The sequence below is a fragment of the Bradyrhizobium sp. UFLA05-108 genome (assembly GCF_059803455.1).
This window is the reverse complement of record NZ_JBANAZ010000010.1, coordinates 113393-137153: the sequence shown is the minus strand read 5'-3', so window position 1 is coordinate 137153 and position 23761 is coordinate 113393. Positions and strand designations below refer to the sequence as shown.

Annotated in this window: 20 protein-coding genes; 12 read left to right on the top strand and 8 right to left on the bottom strand. The window is 63.2% G+C overall.

Going from position 1 to position 23761, the window contains the following annotated elements:
• Window positions 1-2: 2 nt before the first annotated feature.
• Window positions 3-815, bottom strand: a complete 813-nt coding sequence (locus SO140_RS10370) for a DeoR/GlpR family DNA-binding transcription regulator (RefSeq protein WP_449378030.1) — start codon at window positions 813-815, stop codon at window positions 3-5.
• Window positions 816-999: 184 nt separating this feature from the next.
• Between SO140_RS10370 and SO140_RS10365 the strand changes: the two genes are divergently transcribed.
• Window positions 1000-3096, top strand: coding sequence for a bifunctional rhamnulose-1-phosphate aldolase/short-chain dehydrogenase (locus tag SO140_RS10365; protein WP_449378031.1), 2097 nt, complete (start codon window positions 1000-1002; stop codon window positions 3094-3096).
• Window positions 3093-4391: an L-rhamnose catabolism isomerase gene (gene rhaI / locus SO140_RS10360; protein ID WP_449378032.1), complete on the top strand. Its 1299-nt coding sequence runs from the start codon at window positions 3093-3095 to the stop codon at window positions 4389-4391. Before SO140_RS10365 ends, rhaI begins: the two co-directional genes overlap by 4 nt.
• Window positions 4392-4513: 122 nt before the next feature.
• Here rhaI and SO140_RS10355 read toward each other — a convergent pair whose 3' ends face one another.
• A complete protein-coding gene (locus SO140_RS10355) occupies window positions 4514-5287 on the bottom strand; it encodes a 3-ketoacyl-ACP reductase (protein WP_449378033.1) in 774 nt (257 codons plus the stop codon).
• A gap of 179 nt (window positions 5288-5466) precedes the next feature.
• On the opposite strand from SO140_RS10355, the gene SO140_RS10350 reads away from it, so the two are divergent.
• The 10 genes from SO140_RS10350 to SO140_RS10305 all read left to right on the top strand — a co-directional run bounded on the left by SO140_RS10350 (window position 5467) and on the right by SO140_RS10305 (window position 17682).
• Window positions 5467-6513, top strand: a complete 1047-nt coding sequence (locus tag SO140_RS10350) for a LacI family DNA-binding transcriptional regulator (protein WP_449378034.1) — start codon at window positions 5467-5469, stop codon at window positions 6511-6513.
• A 5-nt stretch (window positions 6514-6518) separates the two neighbouring features.
• Window positions 6519-7514, top strand: coding sequence for a Gfo/Idh/MocA family protein (locus tag SO140_RS10345; RefSeq protein ID WP_449378129.1), 996 nt, complete (start codon window positions 6519-6521; stop codon window positions 7512-7514).
• Window positions 7515-7522: 8 nt separating this feature from the next.
• The gene (locus SO140_RS10340) at window positions 7523-9112 is read left to right on the top strand and encodes an acyl CoA:acetate/3-ketoacid CoA transferase (protein ID WP_449378035.1); all 1590 of its coding nucleotides are present in this window, start codon (window positions 7523-7525) and stop codon (window positions 9110-9112) included.
• A complete protein-coding gene (locus tag SO140_RS10335; RefSeq protein WP_449378036.1) occupies window positions 9109-9882 on the top strand; it encodes an enoyl-CoA hydratase/isomerase family protein in 774 nt (257 codons plus the stop codon). Before SO140_RS10340 ends, SO140_RS10335 begins: the two co-directional genes overlap by 4 nt.
• Window positions 9883-10034: 152 nt before the next feature.
• Complete coding sequence (locus SO140_RS10330) at window positions 10035-11300, top strand: ABC transporter substrate-binding protein (RefSeq protein ID WP_449378037.1); 1266 nt, start codon at window positions 10035-10037, stop codon at window positions 11298-11300.
• Between the two features lie 141 nt (window positions 11301-11441).
• Entirely contained in the window at window positions 11442-12389 is a 948-nt protein-coding gene (locus SO140_RS10325) for a carbohydrate ABC transporter permease (protein WP_449378130.1), read from the top strand.
• The gene (locus SO140_RS10320) at window positions 12386-13333 is read left to right on the top strand and encodes a carbohydrate ABC transporter permease (RefSeq protein ID WP_449378038.1); all 948 of its coding nucleotides are present in this window, start codon (window positions 12386-12388) and stop codon (window positions 13331-13333) included. Before SO140_RS10325 ends, SO140_RS10320 begins: the two co-directional genes overlap by 4 nt.
• 4 nt (window positions 13334-13337) lie before the next feature.
• The gene (locus SO140_RS10315) at window positions 13338-14450 is read left to right on the top strand and encodes an ABC transporter ATP-binding protein (RefSeq protein WP_449378039.1); all 1113 of its coding nucleotides are present in this window, start codon (window positions 13338-13340) and stop codon (window positions 14448-14450) included.
• Window positions 14451-14470: 20 nt separating this feature from the next.
• A complete protein-coding gene (locus tag SO140_RS10310; protein ID WP_449378040.1) occupies window positions 14471-16018 on the top strand; it encodes an FAD-dependent oxidoreductase in 1548 nt (515 codons plus the stop codon).
• Entirely contained in the window at window positions 16015-17682 is a 1668-nt protein-coding gene (locus SO140_RS10305) for a GMC family oxidoreductase (RefSeq protein ID WP_449378041.1), read from the top strand. Before SO140_RS10310 ends, SO140_RS10305 begins: the two co-directional genes overlap by 4 nt.
• Before the next feature lie 65 nt (window positions 17683-17747).
• Here the strand turns inward: SO140_RS10305 and SO140_RS10300 are convergent, their stop codons facing one another.
• The 6 genes from SO140_RS10300 to SO140_RS10275 all read right to left on the bottom strand — a co-directional run bounded on the left by SO140_RS10300 (window position 17748) and on the right by SO140_RS10275 (window position 23717).
• The gene (locus SO140_RS10300; protein ID WP_449378042.1) at window positions 17748-18977 is read right to left on the bottom strand and encodes a Zn-dependent hydrolase; all 1230 of its coding nucleotides are present in this window, start codon (window positions 18975-18977) and stop codon (window positions 17748-17750) included.
• A complete protein-coding gene (locus SO140_RS10295) occupies window positions 18970-19755 on the bottom strand; it encodes an ABC transporter ATP-binding protein (protein WP_449378043.1) in 786 nt (261 codons plus the stop codon). The genes SO140_RS10300 and SO140_RS10295 overlap by 8 nt, the downstream gene beginning before the upstream one ends.
• Window positions 19752-20525 (bottom strand): ABC transporter permease, encoded by a 774-nt coding sequence (locus SO140_RS10290; protein WP_027525944.1) that lies wholly within the window; start codon window positions 20523-20525, stop codon window positions 19752-19754. Before SO140_RS10290 ends, SO140_RS10295 begins: the two co-directional genes overlap by 4 nt.
• 80 nt (window positions 20526-20605) lie before the next feature.
• Entirely contained in the window at window positions 20606-21550 is a 945-nt protein-coding gene (locus tag SO140_RS10285; protein ID WP_449378044.1) for an ABC transporter substrate-binding protein, read from the bottom strand.
• Window positions 21551-21630: 80 nt separating this feature from the next.
• Window positions 21631-22362, bottom strand: a complete 732-nt coding sequence (gene hutC / locus SO140_RS10280; RefSeq protein ID WP_449378045.1) for a histidine utilization transcriptional repressor HutC — start codon at window positions 22360-22362, stop codon at window positions 21631-21633.
• Window positions 22359-23717, bottom strand: coding sequence for a formimidoylglutamate deiminase (locus SO140_RS10275; protein ID WP_449378046.1), 1359 nt, complete (start codon window positions 23715-23717; stop codon window positions 22359-22361). The genes hutC and SO140_RS10275 overlap by 4 nt, the downstream gene beginning before the upstream one ends.
• Window positions 23718-23761 lie beyond the last annotated feature (44 nt).

Here is a 23761-nt window from a genome sequence, read left to right as displayed (position 1 = left end):
GGTCACGCCGCCGCAATGGTTTGAGCGCCCGCATCGACGACAACGACGCGGACACCATGTGCGCGCAGCATGTCGAGTGCGTCGCTCGGCGCATCGGAATCGGTGATCAGCATATCGATGCGCGAGAGCGGGCAGACGACAAGGCTGCCGCGCGAGACGAACTTCGAGGAATCGGCCAGCACGATCAGCTTGTCGGCACGCTTCAGCAGTTTGGATTCGGCGCGGGCGAGCAGGGGATCGCCCTCGATCACGCCGAGCGGTCCGATCGAGATTGCGCTCATGAACATCCGCGTCGCCGAATAGTGCTGGATCGCATCCTCTTCAAAAGGCGAGACGATCATTCCCTGCTCACGATAGACCTCGCCACCCGGCAAGGCGACGCGGCATTTCGACGTGTGGATCAGCGCGTCGGCGAGCAGATAGGAATTGGTCAACACCTTCAGACGGCGCTCGCGCAAATACTCGCCCATCTGGTACGTCGTCGTGCCGCCATTGATGATGATCGTCTCGCCGTCGGTGCAGAGGGCGACTGCCGCTTTCGCAATGGCGCGCTTGGCGTCGATGTTGAGCGTCTGGCTGACGTCGAAGGAGCGGGTGGCAAGGGAGAGGACGTCGCCCGGTGCGTTGGCGGTTTCCGGCAGGGCTTCGAGTCCGCCGTGCACCCTTATCGCGACACCTTGCTCGGCAAGCCTGGCGAAATCGCGCCGTATCGAGGCTTCGGAGACGCCGGTCGCGCGACAAGCGTCGGCGATGCGCACCAGCGACCGCTCACGCAAGAGTGCCTTGATGACCTGCCAGCGTTCCCGCTCGTGCACGTCGCCCTCCCTTTTGCCCGTAAATAGGTCACGCTCTCGACGAGTGGTCAACTGCAAACCGTCAAATTCGCTCAATATCGCGCCGCATCAATCATATTGCGTCGCACTGCTGAGTGTCGGTGATTGACCTTGATTGAATCCGTGGCCTAAGCTGCCCAGAGATCAAGCACAGGGAGAATGCCTAATGAGCGAGGTCGCGGCCACGCCCCTGCCAAATCTCTGGGACGACGCGCTCGCCGCCGGGCTCGATGAGGCAGGTCAGTTGCTGTACCGCTCGAACCTGCTCGGGGCCGATCTGCGCATCACCAATTTCGGCGGCGGCAACACCTCAGCCAAGATCGAGATGAAGGATCCACTGACGCGCGAGACTACACGCGTGCTCTGGGTCAAAGGGTCTGGCGGCGACCTCGGCTCGATGAAGCGGGACGGCTTTTCAACGCTGTACCTCGACAAGCTCGAGAGCCTGAAAGGCCTCTATCGCGGCCTCGCCCATGAGGACGAGATGGTCGCCTTGTTCAATCACTGCACCTTCGATCTCAATCCGCGCGCGACTTCGATCGATACGCCCCTGCACGCCTTCGTGCCGCACCGTCATGTCGATCACGTCCACGCCGACGCGGTCATCGCCATTGCCGCCTCAGTCGACGCTGAGCGTCTGACCCGCGAGGTTTTCGGCGGCAAGCTCGGATTCCTGCCGTGGCAGCGGCCCGGGTTCGATCTCGGCCTGAAACTCGGCGAGATGGCCACGCGCCATCCCGACTATGTCGGGGTGGTTCTCGGCGGCCACGGGCTCTTCACCTGGGCCGAGACGTCGAAAGCCTGTTACGAGATGACCTTGCGCGTGATTCAGCAGGCCGCTGATTGGCTTGCGTTGCATGAACAGAAGCCGGCTTTCGGCGGTGCCAAGGTCGAAACAGCTTTGCCGGAGAAGCGCCGCGCGATTGCGGCCAGGCTGATGCCGCTGATCCGCGGTAAGATCTCCTCCGACGAGCGCAAGATCGGCCATTTCACCGATGCCCCGGAGGTGCTGGAGTTTGTCAACGCCAGCGCGCTGACGAAGTTGGCGCCGCTCGGCACCTCCTGTCCGGATCACTTTCTTCGTACCAAGATCCGGCCATTGCTGCTGCCCTACGATCCCGTGCGCGACAATCTCGACGAGGTGATCGCTGGCCTCGACGACGTCCTCGCCGCGTACCGGCGCGACTACGCGGCCTATTACGAGCGCTGCAAACATCCTGACACACCGGCCATGCGCGATCCCAACGCGGTCGTGTATCTCGCTCCGGGAATCGGCATGTTCACGTTTGCCAAGGACAAGGCGACGGCGCGCGTTGCGGCCGAATTCTATGTCAACGCAATCAACGTCATGCGTGGCGCCTCGGGCGTCAGTGCCTATGTCGGCCTTGCCGAGCAGGAGGCCTTCAACATCGAATATTGGCTGCTGGAGGAGGCCAAGCTCCAGCGCATGCCCAAGCCGAAATCGCTTGCCGGGCGGATCGCCTATGTGACCGGCGGTGCCGGCGGCATTGGCGGAGCGACCGCGCAGCGGTTGCTCGATGAAGGCGCTTGCCTCGTCATTGCCGATATCGACGAGAAGGCGCTGAACGAGCGCGTTGCGGCGATCACGAAACGCCATGGCCGCGACGCGGCGATCGGCGTGAAGCTCGACGTGACTGACGAGGCAGCAGTGGTCGCTTCGTTCGAACAGGCCGCGCGCGCATTTGGCGGTGTCGACATCGTCGTCTCGAACGCGGGGATTGCCTCGGCCTCGCCGGTGGAGGACACGAGTCTTGGACTGTGGCAGAAGAACATGGACATTCTCGCCACTGGCTATTTCCTTGTCTCGCGCGAGGCGTTCCGGCTGATGCAGCGTCAGAACATTGGTGGCGCCATCATCTTCGTCGCCTCGAAGAACGGCCTTGCCGCTTCGGCGGGCGCTTCGGCCTATTGCGCAGCCAAGGCGTCGGAGATCCATCTCGCCCGCTGCCTGGCGCTGGAAGGCGCGGCGCATGGCATTCGCGTCAACACGGTCAATCCGGATGCGGTGCTGCGCGGCTCGAAGATCTGGGAAGGCGAGTGGCGTCAGCAGCGTGCGGCGTCCAACAAGGTCACCGAAGATCAACTCGAGGAAGTCTATCGCCAGCGCTCGATGCTCAAACTGTCGGTTTTCCCCGAGGATATTGCGGAGGGTGTCTACTTCTTCGCGTCCGACCTTTCGGCCAAATCGACCGGCAACATTCTTAATGTCGATGCCGGCAACGCCCAGGCCTTCACGCGATGAGCACGCCGTTCTCGATCAGCGCGGATTTCGTCGCCAAGCAGAACGCGCGGCTCGAAGACGCAACCACTGAAGACTTCGATGCCCTGAAGCGCACACTGGCGCGGCACGGGATCGACGCGGACGCCTTGGTCCAGAAGGTCATGGCCTTCGGCGTCGCCATTCCGACCTGGGGCGTCGGCACGGGGGGGACGCGATTTGCCCGCTTTCCGGGGCCAGGTGAGCCGCGCAATGTCTTCGAGAAGATCGACGATTGCGCCGTAATCCAGCAACTGGCGCGGGCAACCCCTGCGATCTCGCCGCACATTCCGTGGGACAAGGTCGACGACTATGCAGCCTTGCGCGAAAAAGCCGCGACGCATGGCCTTGCCTTCGACGCGGTCAATTCCAACACGTTCCAGGATCAGGCGGGGCAGGAGCTTTCGTACAAGTTCGGTTCGTTGTCGCATACCGATGCGCGCGTGCGCGCTCAGGCGATCGCGCACAATATCGAGTGCATCGAGATCGGCCGCAAGCTTGGCTCGAATGCGCTGACCGTCTGGATCGCCGACGGCTCGAACTTTGCCGGCCAATCGAATCTGACCAAGGCGCTCGACCGCTATATCGACGCGATGCGCGAGATCGTCGCCGCACTCCCTGCTGATTGGCGGGTGTTCCTCGAGCACAAGCTCTACGAGCCGGCGTTCTACTCGACCGTGATCTCGGATTGGGGTTCGAGTTTTGCCGTTGCGCAGGAGCTCGGGCCCAAGGCGTATTGCCTCGTCGATCTCGGCCATCATGCGCCGAACGTGAATATCGAGCAGATCGTCGCCCGGCTCGTTCGCTTCGGCAAGCTCGCAGGCTTCCATTTCAACGATTCAAAATATGGTGACGACGATCTCGACAGCGGCTCGGTCGAGCCGTTCCGGCTGTTTCTCGTCTTCAACGAGCTGATCGACGCCGAGCGTCGCAAGGCGGAAGGCTTTGCGCCAGCTTATATGATCGACCAGTCGCATAACGTGACCGATCCGATCGAGAGCCTGATGCAATCGGCGATCGAGCTGCAGCGCGCCTATGCGCAGGCGCTCATCGTCGATCGCGCAGCACTCGAAGCGGCGCAAGAGTCCAATGACGCGCTCGGCGCACATCTCGAATTGAAGCGCGCCTTCACGACCGACGTCTCGCCACTGCTCGCCATTGCCCGCCTGCGCGCCGGCGGTGCGATCGCGCCGATCGCGGCCTATCGCGCATCCGGTTATCGCGCGCAAAAGGCGAGGGAGCGTCCCGCCATCGCCGGAACGTCGGCGGGGATTGTGTAGAGCATGATCCGGAAAAGTGTGAAGCGGTTTTCCGAAAGGATCATGCTCAAGCAATAACCTAAAGCGCGATGACGATGCGTCCCAATCTCATCGCGCTTTAGGCGATAGGCCTCCATCCGCCGTCAGAGCTTCCGCAGCGCCAGGCCGCCATCGACGTGGATGACATCTCCCGTCGAATAGCCGAGTTGGCCTATCGCCAAGGTGGCGACGGCTTTTCCGATATCCTCGGGTTCACCCCAGCGCTTGATAGGCGTGAGACCCTCGCCAATGAGCCGGTCGTACTTATCCTTGGCGACGGCAGTCATTTGCGTTCGGATGATCCCTGGCCGAAGCTCGTAGGACCCGATGCCGTGATCGGCAAGCCGGATCGCGAAAAGTCGGGCCATCATGGACAGTCCCGTCTTGGAGACGCAGTACTCTCCGCGGTCAATCGAGGCGAACTCGGCATTGATCGACGAGATCGTGATGATGCTGCGAAAGTGCTGCGATTGCGCGCCGATCATCCGCCGCGCGACCTCCTGAGTCAGGAAGAAGGGGCCGCGCAGGTTGATATTCATGATGCGGTCGTAGCTCTCCGGTGTCATCTTCAGGAGATCATCGCGCACGCTGACGGATACACCAGCATTGTTGACGAGGCAGTCGATGCCGCCAAAGGCATTCCAGGCGTCGTCCACGAATTGATGGTGCTGCTCGACCCGCGAAATATCCAGGCTGATGGCCTTTGCATCCCCGCCTGCTTCGCGGATGGCTGCCAGCGTCTCGTCGAGATCTTCCGAGCCAGGAAGATCATTCACGATGATCGAGAAGCCGGCTCTCGATAGAGCGAGCGCGATTGCGCGGCCGATGCCGCGTCCCGCTCCCGTCACCAAAGCGCTAGGTCGTCGCTGATCATCCATATCGGTTTCCTTCCATGCGCTCGCGCCGAAGCGAACGGGCACTATTTGGAACGTTCTATAATATGAAGCGTCTGACGTTTGAGGTCAAAATTCCGCAGTAGCCGCAATTTCGAGCCTTGCGCGTCAAGAAGAATAGGAGTATTTGGAACGTTCCAAATTCAGGGAGGCTCGCGAAGGGCATGGCGCGTGCGGGGCGCAAATCTCGTGCGGTGACGATCCTCGACATTGCCAAGTCGGCGGGGGTGTCGAAGTCGACGGTGTCGCTTGTGCTCAAGAGGAGTCCTCTCGTCAAAGAGGAGACGCGCCAGCGCGTGGCAGGCGTGATGGACGCTCTCGGCTATGTCTACAACCGTGGTGCTGCGAGCTTGCGCCGCGCGAGGGCCGACATCGTCGGAATGGTGATCAATGATCTGTCGAACCCGTTTTTTGCCGAGCTTGCCATTGGCATCGAGCGAGCCCTGCAAAACTCCGGGTTTGTTCCGTTCATCGCCAATACTGCCGAGAGCGTCGTCCGGCAGGCCGAGGTGGTGCGCTCAATGCGGGAGCATGGCGCCGCCGGCCTGATCCTTAGTCCGGCGCTCGATACCGATGTGGCGGAGATCTCGCGGCTCGAGGCGCGTTTGCCCATCGTGCTCGCGATCCGGCGGATCATCGGAGCCCGGGCCTCGCTGGTGGTTTCCGACAATCTGGCTGGTGCAACGCGGGCGACCGAACATCTCATCGAGCTCGGCCATCGCGATGTCGCTTTCGTTGGCGGTGTCGGCCGGATGGTCGTCTTCCAGGACCGTGTCGCCGGATTTGCCGGCGCCATGGAGCAGGCGCGACTTGCCGTCGAGCCCGCGCGGATCATTGAGAGCATGCCAACGAAGGATGGCGGCTTCGACGCAATGAAGCGCCTGTTGTCGTCGGAGAGGCGACCGACGGCGGTGGTTTGCTTCAACGACGTCGTGGCCATCGGCGCGATGTTGGCGATCGCACGACAGGGGTTGACCGTCGGGCGCGATGTTGCCGTCGTCGGTTTCGATGACACCGCCGAGGCCCGTCATGTCTCTCCCGCTCTGACCACCGTCTCGGTCGATGCCGGCAGTCTCGGAGAACGCGCAGCGCAGATGTTGCTGAGGCAGATCAACGAGGGCGAGCGTCGTCTCGAGAGCTATGTCGGCGAAGCGCGCTTGGTCGTTCGGGAGAGTTGTGGAGCGACATTCAAACGGAGGATCGCATCTTGAGTGGCCTGCGTTGGGGATTGATCGGTGCAAGTACGATCGCGCGCGAGTGGGTGATCGAGGCCATCCGCGGGGGGAATGGCGAGGTGGTAGCCGTGATGAGCAGCGATCCGGAGCGCGCGCAGCGCTTTGCCGGCGAGAATGGAATCGCGACCGCAACGACGGATCTCGAGGCGTTGCTCGGAAGCGGTATCGATGCGGTCTATATCTCGACAACGAACGAGCATCATTGCTCGCAAACGCTGGCCGCAGCTGCGGCCGGAAAACACGTTCTGTGTGAGAAGCCGCTCGCACTGAATTTGGCGGATGCCAAGCGGATGGTTGCGGCCTGCAAGGCGGCGGGCGTGCAAATGGGGACGAACCATCATTTGCGCAATGCGGCCACCCATCGCGCAATTCATGCCGCGATCAAGGCCGGCCACATCGGCAAGCCGCTGTTTGCCCGCGTGTTTCATTCGGTCTACCTGCCGCCGCATCTGCAGGGCTGGCGGATCGAGCGGCCGGGGTCGGGTGGCGGCGTGGTGCTCGACATCACCGTTCATGATGCCGACACCATGCGTTTCGTGCTCGACGAGGAGCCTGTTGCCGTGACCGCGATGACCTCGCGGGGTGGTATGGGCCAGGCAGGTCTCGAAGACGGCGTCATGGGGGTCGTCCGCTTTGAAAGCGGGCTGATTGCCCAGTTCCACGACGCCTTCACGACCAGATACGCGGTGACCGGCTTCGAGGTCCACGGCGAAGAGGGGTCGCTGATCGGGATCGACTGTATGACCCAGCAGCCGAAAGGCGAGGTCCTGCTGCGGACCAAAGACGGCGAGAGGCAGCTCACGGTCGCGCACGAGAATCTCTATCTGCGGGCGGTGCGCCTCTTCGGCGATGCGGTCGCGGGCCGTGGGGCACCCTCTGCAACGGGCGAGGATGGAATCAAGTCTCTGAGCCTCGCGCTGTCGACGCGTGAGGCTGCACGAACGGGGCACGAGACGCCCATCGATCTGGCGACCTGAGGCGGACTATGGCACGAACGAAGGTCTTGAGCGCTTCTGAGGCGGCCCATCTGATACCCGACGGTGCCGTCGTGACGGTCTCTTCGTCATCCGGGCTGGGCTGCCCGGATGCGGTGCTCGCCGCCATCGGCGCAAGATTTGAAGCCGACGGCCACCCGCGCAACCTGACGACGCTGCATCCGATCGCTGCTGGCGACATGTGGGGCGTCAAAGGCATCGATCACATCGCCAAGCCTGGATGCCTCAAGAAGGTCCTGGCCGGCTCTTATCCGTCCGGCCCTTCCTCGGCCGCTCCCCCCGCGATCTGGGAGATGATCTCGGGGAACAGCATTCCCGCCTACAATGTGCCGTCGGGAATCCTGTTCGACATGCACCGCGAAGCCGCTGCAAAGCGCCCGGGCGTGCTGACCAAGGTCGGCATGGACACCTTCGTCGACCCAGCGCGTGAAGGCTGCGCAATGAACGGCAAGGCTGCTTCCGAGCCGATCGTCAGTCGGGTGAACTTCGCCGGCGAGGACTGGCTGTTCTTCCCGAGCATCATTCCGCAGGTCGCGATCATTCGCGCCACCACTGCGGACGAACGCGGCAATCTTTCGTACGAGCACGAGGGCGGCATTCTCGGGCCGCTCGACCAGGCGCTGAGCGTGCGCAACAATGGCGGCCTCGTGATCGCACAGGTCAAGCGCCTTGCGGCTGCCGGCACCTTGCGTCCTCATGACGTGGTCGTGCCAGGCGTGCTCGTCGATGTGATCGTCGTGGCTCCGGACCAACTCCAGACCACGAACACGCCGTATGAGCCCGCGATTTCCGGTGAGATCTTTCGGCCAATCGCCTCGTTCGAGACGCCAAAATTCGACGTCGGCAAAGCCATCGCACGTCGCGTCGCGATGGAGCTTCGCGACGGCGACGCCGTCAACATCGGGTTCGGCATTTCGGCCAACGTCCCGCGTATTCTGATCGAGGAAGGCCGGCACGGTGCGGTCACCTGGGTGATCGAGCAGGGCGCCATCGGCGGTGTTCCGCTGCTCGATTTTCAGTTCGGCTGTGCGTCGAATGCCGAGGCGATCGTCCAGTCGCCACATCAATTCACCTATTTCCAGGGTGGCGGCTTCGACATGTCGCTGCTCTCGTTTCTGCAGATCGACCGCTCAGGCTCGGTCAACGTTTCCAAGCTCGGCCTCCGTCCCCATGTGACGGCCGGGGCTGGCGGCTTTGTCGACATCACGGCGCGGGCCAAGCGGATCGTGTTCTCCGGCTACTTCACCGCGGGCGCAGGCCTCGAGATCGCCGATGGCTCGTTGCGGATTGCCAGGGAAGGGAAAGTCAAAAAGCTCGTCAACGAGGTCGAGCAGGTGTCGTTTTCGGGCAGGCAGGCGGTCGCGCAGGGGCAGGAGATCGTCTACGTCACCGAACGTTGCGTCTTGAGGCTCGAGCCCGAAGGCGTCACAGTCGTCGAGATCGCGCCCGGTGTTGACTTGCAGCGTGACGTGCTTGCACAATCGGAATTCCCACTGCGAGTGGCGGGCAATCTCAAGTTGATGCCGGCCGTGCTGTTCCGTCCCGAACCGATTGGCCTCGAATTGCGGAGGGCAGCTTGAGCCCGTTTGTCGAATTGACCTTCCAGGGATCGATCGCCCGTCTCGGCCTCAAGCGCCCCGATAAGCTCAATGCGCTTGATCGCGACATGATCGAGGCGCTCGGCGAGGCGGCGCGGGCCATCGAGGCCTCGCGCGAGACCCGCGTGGCGATCCTGTTCGGCGAAGGCAAGGCATTTTGCGCCGGCGGCGATATTGCAGCCTGGGGCGGCTTGCCGGCGCTCGACATGTGGCGCGATTGGACGCGTGCGGGCCATCGCGCGTTCGAGGCGCTGGCGCGCCTGCGCGTGCCGCTCATTGCGGCGCTCACCGGCCACGCATTCGGCGGTGGACTGGAACTCGCCGCGGTGGCGGACATACGTATCGCCGAGCGCGGCATCAAGCTCGGGCTTCCGGAGACGGGACTGGGCATGGCGCCTGGCTGGTCGGGAACGCAGCGACTGGTTCGCCGCTTCGGCGCCTCCGTCGTGCGCCGCATGGCACTCACGGGACGTCTGTTCACCGCCGAAGAAGGTTGCGAGCTCGGTCTGGTCGACGAAGTGACCGACGATGGCCAAGCACTGACACGCGCCGAAAGCCTGGCGTCTGACGTTGCCGCGCGCGGCCCACTTGCCGTGCAGATCGTCAAGGCCATGATTAATGCGGCCGAAGGGGAGGACAGTGACGCCCCCATCGAAGGGCTTGCTGGCGCGCTCACCGCCACGACCGATGATCTCGCCGAGGGCGTTGCCGCCTTCAGGGGCAAGCGCGCCCCTCGTTTTGTTGGACACTAGGAAAGGAGCTTCGGAAGGCGGGCCGCTTCTTATGGGTTCGGCGGCAACCGCAGACGACAACGATAATGATATTCAAGAGCCGAACCGGCCTCTCGAAACGGTGCCGGACCGCTTCCGGCAGGAAACGACCAAAAAAGGGAAGGGACACGCGTATGAAGTTCCGCGCATTTCTGATCTCGACGGCTTTGGCTGCCGTCACCATCAGCTATGGGACGCTGGCGCACGCGGCGGACATCAAGGAAGTGCAGATGCTGCATTGGTGGACGTCAGGTGGCGAAGCGGCCGCGCTCGACGTCATTAAGCAGGCCGTCGCCAAGCAGGGATACGCCTGGAAGGACGTGCCGGTTGCTGGCGGCGGCGGTGGCGCGGCGATGACCACACTGAAGGCCAATGTCGCCGCGGGCAATCCGCCGACGGCATCGCAGATCCTTGGCTACTACGCGCTCGAGTACGCCGAGCAAGGTTCGCTTGCCGATATCTCCAAGCTTGCCGACAAGGAGGGCTGGGACAAGCTCATCCCGGCGGCGCTGCAGAAGTTCGCCAAGACCAACGGCAAATGGGGCGCCGTTCCTGTCAACATCCACTCCGTCAACTGGATCTGGCTGAACAAGGCCGTCATGGAGAAAATTGGCGGCACGGAGCCCAAGAACTTCGACGAATTCGTCGCACTGCTCGACAAGGCGAAAAAAGCCGGCGTCGTTCCGCTCGCGCTTGGCGGCCAGCCCTGGCAGGAAGCGACGATGTTCGATTCGATCGTCGCGTCGACCGGTGGCACCGAGTTCTACAAGAAGGCGTTCGTGGATCTCGACGAGAGCGCGCTCAAGTCGGACACGATGAAGAAGGCTTTCGACAACCTCGCCAAGCTGCGCGACTATGTCGACCCGAACTACACTGGTCGCGACTGGAATCTGGCCACCGCGATGGTGATCAAGGGCGATGCGCTCGTGCAGGTGATGGGGGACTGGGCCAAGGGGGAGTTCGCAGCAGCCCACAAGGAAGCCGGCAAGGATTTCCTGTGCTACCGCTTCCCGGGGACGGACGGATCGGTGTTCTATAACTCCGACATGTTCGCCTTCTTCAAGGTCCCGGCGGACCGCCAGGCGGCGCAGCTTGCACTCGCAGAGGTGACGATAAGCCCCGAAGTCCAGTCGGCGTTCAACGTCATCAAGGGCTCCGTGCCGGCGAGACTGGATGTTTCGGATGCGGCCTTCGACATCTGCGGAAAGAAGGGCATCGCGGACGTCAAGGCGGCCAACGCGAAGGGAACGTTCTTCGGCTCGCTCGCCCAGAACTACGCCCAGCCGCCAGCCATCGCCACGGCGTACTACGATGTCGTGACGAAGTTCATGCATGGCGGCATCAAGACGTCGGATATCGCCGTAACTGAGCTGGTGAAGGCAATCAACGCCGCCAAGTAGTGGCGCAGCGGCTCCTCTCCCGTTTGCTCTGCTCTGTAAACGGGAGAGGCTATTGAAATCGAAGTCATCGCTGCGCCTGCGTCGCCGTCAGGGCTCGTCGCGGCGGCGGGGTGTGGCTTTCGGAGGATCATCATGACCGCGATGACCGAACGCGAGGCGGCAACCGCAATGGCCCGGCGGAAGCTCGGCCCGTCTCTGCGCGGAAGGCTTCAGGACTGGCTGCCAAGGCTTGTGCTGGCGCCGTCGTTCCTGCTCGTGCTGGTCTTCGTCTACGGCTTCAATCTCTGGACCCTGTTTCTGTCGTTCACGAGTTCGAAGGCGTTTCCGACCACAAACCTGATCGGCTTTACCAACTACGTGCGGCTGTGGAACTGGACCTTCGAGACCGACCCGCCGTCGAACTGGTACACCGCCCTCGTCAACATGGGTCTGTTCGGCGGCCTCTACATCTTTTTCTGCCTGTTTCTCGGCCTGTTGCTGGCGATCCTGCTCGATCAGAAGATTCGCGGCGAAGGCATTTTGCGGCCGATCTATCTCTATCCGCTGGCGCTGTCATTCATCGTGACCGGCACGGCCTGGAAATTGTTTCTCGATCCGCGTATCGGCCTGGAAAACGCCTTGCACGATTGGGGATGGACCAGCTTCCATTTCGATTGGGTGGTCGATCCGAAGATGATGATCTATTGCGTCGCGATCGCCGGCATCTGGCAGAGCTCGGGTTTCGTCATGGCGATGTTTCTTGCGGGACTGCGCGGTGTTGATGGCGAAATCCTCAAGGCGGCACAGATCGACGGCGCCTCGACCTACCAGACCTACCGCCGCATCGTCATTCCGATCATACGCCCGGTCTTCTTCTCGGCCCTGATCGTTCTGGCCCATATGGCGATCAAATCCTATGACCTCGTGCTGTCGGTGACCGGCAAGAACCCCGGCGGGGCGGCGGAGCTGCCGTCAACATTCATGTACTCCTATACGTTCACTCGCAACCAGATGGCGGTTGGATCGGCCAGCGCGGTGATCATGCTGATGACGATCGCGGCGATCATGGTGCCCTACATCTACTCCGAAACCAGGGAGCAGAACCGATGAGCGCCGCGGATCTGATCACGTCAGCGCCGGCGCGCCGTGGTCCGGGTCATTCTCGGACGACACGGATCGTCATCTATGGCCTGTTGTTTCTGTTCGCGCTCGTTTATCTCGTGCCGCTCCTGGTCATGGTGATGACGTCGCTCAAGCCGTTGGATGAGGTCACCGGCGGCAACATGTTCGCTCTCCCGCGGCACCTGACGTTCGCGCCCTGGTCCATGGCATGGGGCGAGGCACGCATCGGGGTGTCGGAGACGCGCGGGATCAGTGGCTATTTCTTCAACTCGGTGAAGATGGTCGTTCCGGCAGTTCTGATCTCGACTCTGCTCGGCGCATTGAACGGCTACGTCCTGACCAAGTGGAGCTTTCCCGGCCACAAGCTCGTGTTCGGCATGATGCTGTTCGCCTGCTTCATCCCCTTCCAGTCGGTCATCATCCCGATGGCCGTGATCCTCGGTATGCTCGGCCGCATCGGGGTCGAACTGGCTGACCTGACCGGCTGGTCGTTCGGTCTCGGCAACGCGACGGTCAATCTGGTGATCGTGCACGTCATCTATGGCCTCGGATTCACCACCCTGTTCTTCCGCAACTATTACGCGGCGTTTCCGTCCGAACTCATCAAGGCCGCGATGATCGATGGTGCGAGCTTCTTCCAGATCTTCCGCCGGATCCTGCTGCCGAACTCCACGCCGATCATCATCGTCACCGTGATCTATCAATTCACCAATATCTGGAACGATTTCCTGTTCGGCTCAACCTTTGCGGCCGGCGATACCGCACCGATGACGGTTGCGCTCAACAATCTCGTCAACACCTCGACGGGTGTGGTCGAATACAACGTCAACATGGCGGCCGCGATCATCGCCGCCGCGCCGACGCTGCTCGTCTATGTCATTGCCGGTCGATATTTTGTCCGCGGCCTGATGGCTGGCGCCGTAAAGGGATGAAGAGATGGCCACGCTCGAGATCAGCTCGCTTCGCAAACGCTTCGGGACGATCGAGGTTCTGAAGGGGATCGACATCACGCTCGAGAAGGGCGGCTTTCTGGTGCTGGTCGGTCCGTCAGGCTGCGGTAAATCGACTCTGCTCAACACCATTGCAGGCCTTGAGGGGATCTCCTCGGGCGAAATCCGCATCGGCGGTGCCGTCGTCAATAACCTGCACCCGTCAAAGCGGGACATCGCAATGGTGTTCCAGTCCTATGCGCTCTACCCGAACATGTCGGTCGCCGAGAACATCGGGTTCGGCATGGAGATGCGCGGTGTTCCCCGAGCGGAGCGCGACAAGGCGGTGGCCGGGGTCGCCAAGACCTTGCAGATCGAACATCTCCTGTCGCGCCGGCCGAGCCAGCTTTCCGGCGGACAGAGACAGCGCGTCGCCATGGGACGGGCGCTCGTCAGACGCCCCAGTGTCTTTCTGTTCGACGAGCCGTTGTCGAACCTCGATGCCAAGCTGCGCGTCGACATGCGGGTCGAGATCAAGCGTCTGCATCAGACGACCGGTACGACGATCGTTTATGTCACGCACGACCAGATCGAGGCCATGACGCTGGCGACCAAGATCGCCGTATTGAAGAATGGCGAATTGCAGCAGGTGGGAAGCCCGAGTGAGATCTATAATCGTCCCGCCAACATGTTTGTCGCGGACTTCATGGGGTCGCCGGCGATGAACTTGCTGGAGGGTACCGTTACCCAGGCGGATGGCCAGCAGCGTATCGCGCTCGCGCGCAAGGATGGCTCATCGATCATGCTGCCGGTACCGGCGAGCGCGGATGCTACCGCGCTCAAGGACGGTGCCAAGGTGATCTTCGGCATTCGTCCCGAGGCCGTGAACGATGACGAAAGCATGGACCGCAACGCCAGATCGGTGGTCCGGTTCGATGCAGGTGTGGAGATCATCGAACCTGCCGGATCGGATACCTATGTCGTCATCCGGGTCGCGGGCAAGGAGGTGACCGCTCGCATGCGAGCCGATGCCGACGTCCGGCTCGGACAACAGCACACCTTCGCGTTCAACCTCGACAAGGCGGTGCTGTTCGATCCAGAGACGACACGCCGCATCTGATCGAGCGCTGCGAGAGCTGCATGAAGACCACGGAGACAGCCGATGTCCTCGTCATCGGATCGGGCATGGGCGGTGCGACCTTTGCCGCGGGTCTGGCGCCGACCGGCGCAAGGATCGTGATCCTCGAGCGCGGCCAGCGTTTGCGCGACTGTGAGGCTGCGCGGGACGCGAGGGCGATCTTCCAGCGCGGGGTGTTCCGGCCACAGGAGTCCTGGCTTGATGGGGCAGGGAAGGCCTTCAACCCCGGCAACTACTATTATGTCGGCGGCAATACCAAGCTCTACGGGGCGGTGCTGATCCGTTACCGCGCGGAGGACTTCGCGCCTATCGCGCACCGCGAGGGAACGACGCCGGGCTGGCCGTTCAGCTATTGCGAACTGGAGCCATGGTATAGCCGCGCGGAGCAGCTCTACAACGTGCGCGGCGCGCTCGGGGACGATTCCTCGGAGCCTTTTCACTCGGCTCCTTATCCATTTGGTCCGGTGCCGGATGAGCCCGCGATATCAGCGGTACGGCAGCGGCTCAAGAAGATCGGGCTCAATCCGTTTTCACTGCCGCTTGGTATCGACATCGAGACATGGCTCAAACGCGCCAAGACGCCCTGGGATGCATTCCCGGACGCCGGGCACGGCAAGATGGATGCCGAATCCTGCGGGCTTGCCTGTGCTCTCGCCTACGACAATGTCGAGCTGCGCGAAGGTACGCAGGTCGAGCGGCTTGTCGCCGAGCCGGACGGCAAACGCATCGCCGGCGTCGAAGTCATCCAGGCCGGTGAGCGCAGGATGATCTGTGCCGAGATCGTCGTGCTCGCGGCGGGCGCCGTCAATTCGGCCTCACTGCTTCTGCGCTCGTCCAAGGTCGGCATCGCGAACCGCTCCGATGCAGTCGGCCGCTATTTCATGAACCACAATGCTTCGGCCGTGCTGGCGATCGACCCGCGCGTCGTCAACGACTCGATCTACCAGAAGACGATCGGCATCAATGATTTCTATCTCGATGACGGGCACGGCGGGCCGCCGCTCGGCAACATCCAGTTGCTTGGACGTGTCACCGCGCCGATTCTGAAGGCCAGCATGCCGCTCGCACCGGAATTGGCGCTTGGGCTGATGAGCCGGCATGCGGTCGACTGGTACGCGATGAGCGAGGATCTGCCGAGCGCGGAGAGTCGCGTGACGGTCGATGGCGCGAAGATCCGGCTCGACTGGCAGCGTTCGAACTGGGCGACCCATCTGGCGCTGGTGGCGGCATTGAAGGAACGGCTGCGTGCTGCAGGTTACCCGATCGTGCTGTCAAAGGCGTTCGACCGGCGCACGCCCTCGCATCAGTGCGGGACGGTGCGCATCGGGCTCGATCCCGCGGCATCACCACTCGATCCGTTCTGCCGCGCCTTTGATCATCCCAATCTGTTCGTCGTCGATGCGTCGTTCCTGCCCACTTCGGCAGCGGTGAATCCGTCACTGACGATCGCTGCCCAGGCGTTGCGCGTCGCAGATCATGTTGCGAGGACCGATCTTCGAACTCATGATCTTCGTACCCATGATCTTCGTATCCATGGGGACATGAGATGACGGTTTACGATTACATCATCGTCGGCGCCGGCTCCGCCGGCTGCGTGCTCGCCAATCGACTGAGCGTCGATGCGTCGACCAGGGTGCTCCTGCTCGAGGCTGGCGGCAGCGACAACAACCCGCTGTTCAGCATGCCGGCGGGTTTTGCCAAGATGACCAAGGGCATCGCTTCCTGGGGATACTCGACAGTACCCCAGCGCCATCTTGGCGGGCGCGTGCTGCGCTATACCCAGGCGAAGGTGCTCGGCGGCGGCTCCAGCATCAATGCGCAAGTCTACACCCGTGGTAATGCCCGAGACTATGATGGCTGGGCAGCGGATGGTGCGACGGGATGGAGCTATTCGGATATCTTGCCGTATTTCAAGCGCGCCGAGGACAACCAGCGCTTCGTCGACGCCTACCATGCGCGCGGTGGTCCGCTCGGCGTCTCGGTGCCCATCAACCCGCTGCCGATCAGCGAAGCTTTTCTGCGAGCGGGGCAGGAATACGGGATGCCCTATAATCCCGATTTCAACGGCGCGCGGCAGGAGGGCGTCGGGCACTACCAGGTGACGGTGCGAGACGCGCGGCGGTGCTCGACCGCGACCGCCTATCTGAAGCCGATCCGTCGCCGACCAAATCTCACCGTCCTGACCGGCGCCTACAGCACGCGGATCGTGGTCGAGAATGGGCGGGCTGTCGGACTAGAAACGGTACGTCGAGGGCAACGGGAGATGGTTCGGGCCGAGCGAGAGGTTATCCTTGCGTGCGGCGCCATCGGATCGCCTCGGCTTCTCCTGCTGTCGGGGATCGGTCCGGCCGACCATCTGAATGCAGTCGGTGTCAGGCCGATCCACGATTTGCCGGGTGTGGGTGAGAATCTTCAGGACCACCTCGACCTCTATGCGATTGCCGAGTGCAAGGGCGACTTCACATACGACAGCTATGTAAAGCTGCACCGCACGATCTGGGCGGGACTGGAATATCTGCTGTTCAAGCGCGGACCGGTTGCGTCCACCCTGTTTGAGACCGGGGGCTTCTGGTACGCCGACCCGGCGACGAGAGCGCTGGAATGGCCGGACGTGCAATTCCATCTCGGGCTCGGCTCGGGAATCGAGGCGGGCGTGGAGAAGCTTGAGCATGCAGGCGTCACGCTCAATTCGGCGTTCTTGCGGCCGAGCTCGCGTGGCAAGGTGCGGCTAGCGAGCGGCGATCCTTCCGCAACGCCCTTGATTGATCCCAACTATTGGTCTGATGCGCGTGATCGCTCGGCAGCGATCGAGGGGCTGAAGATGGCCCGCGAGATTCTCCGGCAACCCGCGCTCGAGCCGTTCGTCATGGTCGAGCGGATGCCCGGTGTTGCCGCCACAAGCGAAGCCGCGCTCGCCGACTATGCGTATCGGACCTGCAAGACTGATCATCACCCTGTAGGCACCTGCCGGATGGGCACTGACCAGCTGGCGGTGGTCGATCCGTCGCTGAGCCTTCGTGGCCTCGATGGTCTGCGGATTTGCGACGCTTCAGTGATGCCGCGTATCACCTCATCGAACACGAACGCGCCGACCATCATGATAGCGGAGAAGGCGGCAGATCTGATTCTCGGGAAGACGGCGCTTTCTGCGCCGTACGCGGCGAAGACGGAAGGTGACGTCTTGAAAGGTCCGCTCGGTTGCCCTGCAAATTGAGCAACGAGATATGGCGAGGGCTTGCAAGCGACCGACATGGTCGCGCGACGACGGCCGCTTCGCGCTCATCCCGCGAGAATGCGCCGGCAGGCGTCTACGAACACCTGCGCGCCGGTGATGAGATCAGCGTCAGCCGTGTTCTCGGTCCAGTGATGGCTGATGCCGCCGATCGAGGGCACGAACAGCATTGCCGCGGGCATGATGGTGGCGAGAACCTGCGCGTCGTGGCCGGCGCCGCTGGGCATGCGGACGGAGCGTCCGTTCGCAAAGGCCTTGCCCGCAGCTTCGATGGCCTCCTGGAAGCGCGGATGCATTTTGGCGGGCACGCCGGTGCGTAGCCGCTCCAGCGTCGCGTGACAGGGGCCGCTCAAGTTGGTCTCATCGATCATCGTCCGCAGCAAGGCCTCCAGCCGGGCGATCACGGCCGGATCGTCGTCGCGGATCTGGAACAGCATCTCGGCGCCGCCGGGGATGATGCTCGGTGCCCCCGGATCGAGCGTGATGCGGCCCGTCGTCCACACCGTGCGCGGCCCGGCCACGGCCGGAAACCGCGCGTCGATCGCCACGCAGAATTTGGCCAGCGCCAGCCCTGCGTCCTTGCGCGAGGCCATGCGGGTCGTGCCCGCGTGGTTCTGCTCGCCGACGAAATTGATGCGATACTGCCAGATGCCCACGATCGAGGTGACCACGCCGATCGCAAGGCCGCTCGTCTCGAGCGCGTCGCCTTGCTCGATATGAGCCTCCAGATATCCGATGTGACGTCCTGGTTCGGCAGTGATGCGAGGGCGGCCGGCAAGACCCGCATCGGATAGCGCCTCACGCATGCTCTGCCCGGTGGTGCGGTCGCGCGCAGCGTCGATGTCGGCTTCGCTGACGCCGCCGACATAGGACCTCGAGCCGAGAAAATGCCCGAAATGCCCTTCCTCGTCGCACCACGCCGCGACCTCGACCGCGCCGGGCAGCGACGGATCGGAATTGATGACGCGGGCGGCCTCCAGCGCATAGACGACACCAAGCGGACCATCGAGCCAGCCGGCGTAGTTCTGGCTTTCGAGATGCGATCCGGCCAGCAGTTTCGGTCCCCTGCGCGTGCTCGTGCCGAGGACGTTGCCGATGCCGTCGATCGTACCGGTGAGCCCCGCTTCGGGGAGCTTTTCGACAAGCCATGCGAGCGAACGGCGATGCGACTCGGACAGGGTCGGCTTGTGCACGCCGGTCTTGTAGGCGCCGATGGCGCGGAGCCCGTTGAGGTCGGCAAGCACGCGCTCGCCGTTGGCGACAGAACGATCAGGCATGTTCGGCAACCTTCAACGCCTCGGTGCGGATTTCCTCGACGAGGCGCTCCTTGAGATGGACGAACTCCGGTGTGGTCTTGATCTTGTAGGAGCGCGGATGTGGCAGGTCGACGGCGATCTCGGCCTTGATACGGCCGGGCCGTGCGCTCATGACGATGACGCGGCTGCCGAGGAAGATCGCTTCCTCGATATCGTGGGTCACGAACAGCACGGTCTTCTGGTCGCGCTCCCAGATCCCGAGCAGCATCTCCTGCATCAGCGCGCGGGTCTGGTTGTCGAGTGCGCCGAAGGGTTCGTCGAGCAGCAGGATCTTTGGATCATTGGCGAGTGCGCGCGCGATCGCAGTGCGCTGCTGCATGCCGCCGGAGAGTTGCTTCGGCCAGTGATTTTCGAAGCCGGACAGCCCCACCTGGCGGATGAAGGCGTCCGCGATCTTGCCGCGTTCGCCTTGCGAAATGCCGCGCTCGCGCAGGCCAAAGGCGATGTTCTCCCGCACGGTGAGCCAGGGGAACAGCGTGTAGGATTGAAACACCATGCCGCGATCCGCGCCGGGACCGCTCACCTCGCGCCCGTCGAGCAGAACGCTGCCGCTGGTCGGCCGGTCGAGACCGGCGACGATGCGGAGGAGGGTGGATTTGCCGCAGCCGGACGGACCGAGAATGGTGACGAAGTCGTTGTCGCCAACGTCCAGGCTGGTCGGCTCGAGCGCCTTGGTCGGCGCATGGCCGGCCCGGGCAGGAAAGGTTCGTGAAACCTGATCGATCCTGAGCTTGGTCATGCGAGCTTCCATGGAAACAGCCACGCATTGAATGCCTTGAACAGGAAGTCCGAGACGAGGCCGATCAGGCCGATGACGATGATGCCGAAGATAATCTGCCCGGTGTTGAGAAGGGCCTGGCTGTCGGTGATCATATGGCCGATGCCTGACGATGAGCCGATCAGCTCGGCGACGATGACATAGGTCCATGCCCAGCCCAGCACCAGCCGCAGGATTTCGGCAATCTCCGGGGCCGAGGAGGGCAGCAGCACGCGGCGGATGATGCCGCGGTCGCTGGCGCCCAGCGTATAGGCGGCCTCGACCAGATCGCGCCGTGTGGCGCCGACGGTCACGGCCACCATCAGGATGACCTGGAACACCGAGCCGATGAAGATGACGAGCAGCTTCTGCAATTCGCCGATCCCGGCCCACAGGATCAGAAGCGGGATGAAGGCGGAGGCGGGCAGGTATCGCGCGAAGGACACGAACGGCTCAAGGAAAGCTTCGATCGGCTTGTAGGCGCCCATCAGCACGCCGAGTGGCACGGCAATGACGGCTGCAAGCGCAAAGCCGCCCACCACGCGCCAGACCGTCATGCCGATGTCGAACAGGAAGCCGTGCCGGGTCAGGAGCTCAAAGCCTTCCTGCACCATGGTCAGCGGGTTCGCGAGGAAGGTTTTTGATACATGGCCCCCGAAGGTCGCCCAGGACCACAGGGCAACGAACAGCACGAAGAACGCGAGGCCGTAAGCCGTACGTTGCTTTGCAGTCACGGGATCGAGGGGACGCATCACGGGCGAAGTTTCCGGACGGGCGATATCATGTACCGGTTAGCTCCGCGCGAAGCGAACCGGCTTGGCGCTGGCGGTGACTACTTGATGAAGCTCGCGTCGAAGAGATCCTCGACCTTCGGCGCCGCCTTGATGATGCCGATCTCGAGCAGCAAGTCCGCGGCGTCCTTGTTGAAGGCCAGGAACTCGCCGCCGAAGAACTTCCGGTTCGCGGCCTTGTCCTGCCAGCGTAGATACTTTGCCGAGTTGCCGAACTGCTCGCCGGTCTGCTTCACGTCGGCGCCCATGATCTCATAGGCCTTGGCCTGATCCTTCGCGATCATGTCGAGCGCCTCGAAATAGCTGTCGGCCAGCGCCTGGGCGGCCTTGGGATTCTCGCTCAGGAATTTCGGCGTGCAGCCGAACGTGTCCATCACCATCGGATAGTCGAGCGTGGTGGCGATGATCTTGCCCTTGTCGGGCGCGGCGCGCACCGTCGAAAGGTAGGGCTCATACGTCATCGCGGCATCGTTCTGGCCGGATACGAAGGCCTGCGCGGCCGCGGCCGGCTCCAGGTTCACGACCGTGACGTCCTTCACCGACAGGCCGTTCTTCTTGAGCATCCAGGCCAGCGCGAAATAGGGTGAGGTGCCCGGCGCGGACGCGGCGACCGTCTTGCCCTTCAGGTCCTTGATCGCCGCGAGATCGTTGCGCACCGCCATGCCGTCGGCGCCGTAGCTCTTGTCGAGCTGGAAGATCTGCTTGGTCGCGACGCCATTGGCGTTCCAGGAGATCCAGGTCTCGACCGTCGTCGCGGCGCACTGGACGTCGCCCGATGCTATGGCGAGGTGGCGATCCTTCTGCGGGATCTTCTTGATCGTCACATCGAGGCCGTTCTTCTTGAAGATGCCGGCCTCCTTGGCGAGCGTCAGCGGTGCAAAGCCGGTCCATCCGGAAATGCCGATGCCGACCTTGACGTCGTCGGCGAGCGCCGGCGTCGCGACCGCGAGAGCAATGATGGCTGCGAATGCTTTTGTATTACGCATGATTGTTGTCCTCCGATCGATGTACCGAACCAAGTTGATCTCATCACGTTGCACGAATTGTGCCGCTGCGACATTGCCGCTCAACCTCCCTTGAAACGGGCGACGAGACGGTGTGACTCGCCCGGATAGAGCAGTCGCACCGCGGTCAGCGTCCGCGCGCTGCGCCAGGTGTAACGATCGATCACCAGGCATGGCGCACCGACGGCGATGCCGAGCGCGTCTGCGGTGCGATCATCCGCAACGACAGCGCTGATCGTGTGCTCCGCTTCGGTCCATGGGACATGATGAAGCAGCCACGAGCCGGGCGGCTCGGCTGCAAAGTCGGCGTGTGCTGCTTCCGGCACGGCCTCGAGATCGATCAGCCTGTCCTCGAGCGCGAACGGCACGTTATCGGCGCTGTGGCGGCAGGTGATCGCGATCACCTTGCCGGTCTTCCGCACCCCGAGGCGGGCACGATCGGCAGCACTTGCAGCGCGGCGCGTGCATTGGACGAGCTGATAGCCATAGCCGCGGCCAAGCGCGGTGATCTCCGCGCGAATGTCGGCGATCTTGAGCACCGCGGACAGATGCTGCGGACGGCGGACGAACGTGCCGGCGCGCCGCCGCCGCTCGATCAGGTCGGCCTGCGCAAGCTCCGACAGCGCCTTGTTCACCGTCATGCGTGAGCAGCGATAGCGCGCCATCAATTGGTGCTCGAACGGGATGCGATGACCCGGCGGCCACTCGCCGGTCAAAATCCTGGTCTCGATGTCGCGCCTGATCTGCTTGTAAAGCGTCGGCTTGTCGTCGAGCTTGTCGGTGGCGAGGCTCATGCGATGAGCCTCCGCACCGTCGTGTTGAAGCGTTCCCGCGCCGAGCGGCGAAGCATGTGTTGCCCGCCCTCGACGGCCTTCCTGCCGCCGGACCAGACGGAATCGATCGCGCCTTTGCCCGCCGCAAAGATCCAGCCGTCGAGGATGGCGTCACCACGGCGTCCGGCAAGCGATGGATGTGTGGTGTCGAGAGTGACGATGTCGGCGCGCGCGCCAACTTTGAGCCCCACGACGGCTTGTGCGAGGGCCTGTCCCCCACCGGCCAACGCGCCGTCGAGCAGGGCGCGTCCGGTCGAGGCGCCGGCTCCGTTCGACAGCACGTTGCGCTCGCGATGCTTGAGCCGCTGGCCATATTCGAGTTGGCGCAATTCGTCGGCAACGCCGACCAGCACGTTGGAATCGGTGCCGATGCCGAACCGGCCTTGTGCCTCGAGGAATTCGCGCGCCGGAAAAATGCCGTCGCCGAGGCTTGCTTCGGTCACGGGGCAGAGGCCCGCAACCGCGCCGGTCCTGGCGAGCGAGGTGACTTCCGTTGGCGTCATATGGGTCGCGTGAATCAGGCACCAGCGCTGATCGACGGGCGCGTGTTCGAGCAGCCATTCCACCGGGCGCTTGCCGGACCAGCCGAGGCAATCCTCGACTTCTCTGGTTTGCTCGGCTGCGTGGATATGAACCGGACCACCGTCCGCAAGCGGCACGATCGCTGCCAGCTCGTCCGGTGTCACGGCGCGCAGGCTGTGCGGCGCAATGCCGATATTGGCGCCGGGCAACCTGACAATGGCCTCGCGCGATGCAGTGAGCAATTTTGCGAACTGATCGACCGAGCAGATGAAACGGCGCTGGCCGGCATGTGGCGCGGCGCCGCCAAACGTGCCGTGCGCGTAAAAGCTCGGCAGCAGGGTGAGGGCGATGCCGGCCGTCTCGGCGGCCTGCGCGATGCGCGTCGCCATCTCCGCCGGGTTGGCGTGGGGCGCGCCGTCATGATCGTGATGCAGATAATGAAACTCGCCGACGCGGGTAAACCCCTGCTCGAGCATCTCGACATAGAGCAGGGTGGCGACGCTCTCGACGTCGTCGGGCGTCATGGTGAGCGCGAAGCGATACATCGTCTCGCGCCAGGTCCAGAACGTGTCCGCGGTGTTGCCGCGCGTCTCGGCGAGCCCCGCCATGCCGCGCTGGAACGCGTGACTATGCAGGCTCGCTAGCCCGGGAATGGCGAGTCGATGGCGCTCGTCTCCGGCTGCAGGCGCGACACCCGCTGTGACCTCGGCGATGTTCCCGTCGGTGACGACGACCCGCACGTCGTCGGCCCAGCCCGAGGGTAGCAGCGCGGATGCGAAATGCAGTCGGGTCATGTTTCCTGCCGGCTGGACAGAACCGCGCCACGATTATATGTCTA

Excerpts from the sequence above, each read along its gene's own strand:
- SO140_RS10365 (WP_449378031.1), top strand. The coding sequence starts at position 1,000 with ATGAGCGAGGTCGCGGCCACGCCCCTGCCAAATCTCTGGGACGACGCG.
- rhaI (WP_449378032.1), top strand. The coding sequence starts at position 3,093 with ATGAGCACGCCGTTCTCGATCAGCGCGGATTTCGTCGCCAAGCAGAAC.
- SO140_RS10355 (WP_449378033.1), bottom strand. The coding sequence starts at position 5,287 with ATGGATGATCAGCGACGACCTAGCGCTTTGGTGACGGGAGCGGGACGC.
- SO140_RS10350 (WP_449378034.1), top strand. The coding sequence starts at position 5,467 with ATGGCGCGTGCGGGGCGCAAATCTCGTGCGGTGACGATCCTCGACATT.
- SO140_RS10340 (WP_449378035.1), top strand. The coding sequence starts at position 7,523 with ATGGCACGAACGAAGGTCTTGAGCGCTTCTGAGGCGGCCCATCTGATA.
- SO140_RS10330 (WP_449378037.1), top strand. The coding sequence starts at position 10,035 with ATGAAGTTCCGCGCATTTCTGATCTCGACGGCTTTGGCTGCCGTCACC.
- SO140_RS10325 (WP_449378130.1), top strand. The coding sequence starts at position 11,442 with ATGACCGAACGCGAGGCGGCAACCGCAATGGCCCGGCGGAAGCTCGGC.
- SO140_RS10320 (WP_449378038.1), top strand. The coding sequence starts at position 12,386 with ATGAGCGCCGCGGATCTGATCACGTCAGCGCCGGCGCGCCGTGGTCCG.
- SO140_RS10315 (WP_449378039.1), top strand. The coding sequence starts at position 13,338 with ATGGCCACGCTCGAGATCAGCTCGCTTCGCAAACGCTTCGGGACGATC.
- SO140_RS10310 (WP_449378040.1), top strand. The coding sequence starts at position 14,471 with ATGAAGACCACGGAGACAGCCGATGTCCTCGTCATCGGATCGGGCATG.
- SO140_RS10305 (WP_449378041.1), top strand. The coding sequence starts at position 16,015 with ATGACGGTTTACGATTACATCATCGTCGGCGCCGGCTCCGCCGGCTGC.
- SO140_RS10300 (WP_449378042.1), bottom strand. The coding sequence starts at position 18,977 with ATGCCTGATCGTTCTGTCGCCAACGGCGAGCGCGTGCTTGCCGACCTC.
- SO140_RS10295 (WP_449378043.1), bottom strand. The coding sequence starts at position 19,755 with ATGACCAAGCTCAGGATCGATCAGGTTTCACGAACCTTTCCTGCCCGG.
- SO140_RS10290 (WP_027525944.1), bottom strand. The coding sequence starts at position 20,525 with ATGCGTCCCCTCGATCCCGTGACTGCAAAGCAACGTACGGCTTACGGC.
- SO140_RS10285 (WP_449378044.1), bottom strand. The coding sequence starts at position 21,550 with ATGCGTAATACAAAAGCATTCGCAGCCATCATTGCTCTCGCGGTCGCG.
- hutC (WP_449378045.1), bottom strand. The coding sequence starts at position 22,362 with ATGAGCCTCGCCACCGACAAGCTCGACGACAAGCCGACGCTTTACAAG.
- SO140_RS10275 (WP_449378046.1), bottom strand. The coding sequence starts at position 23,717 with ATGACCCGACTGCATTTCGCATCCGCGCTGCTACCCTCGGGCTGGGCC.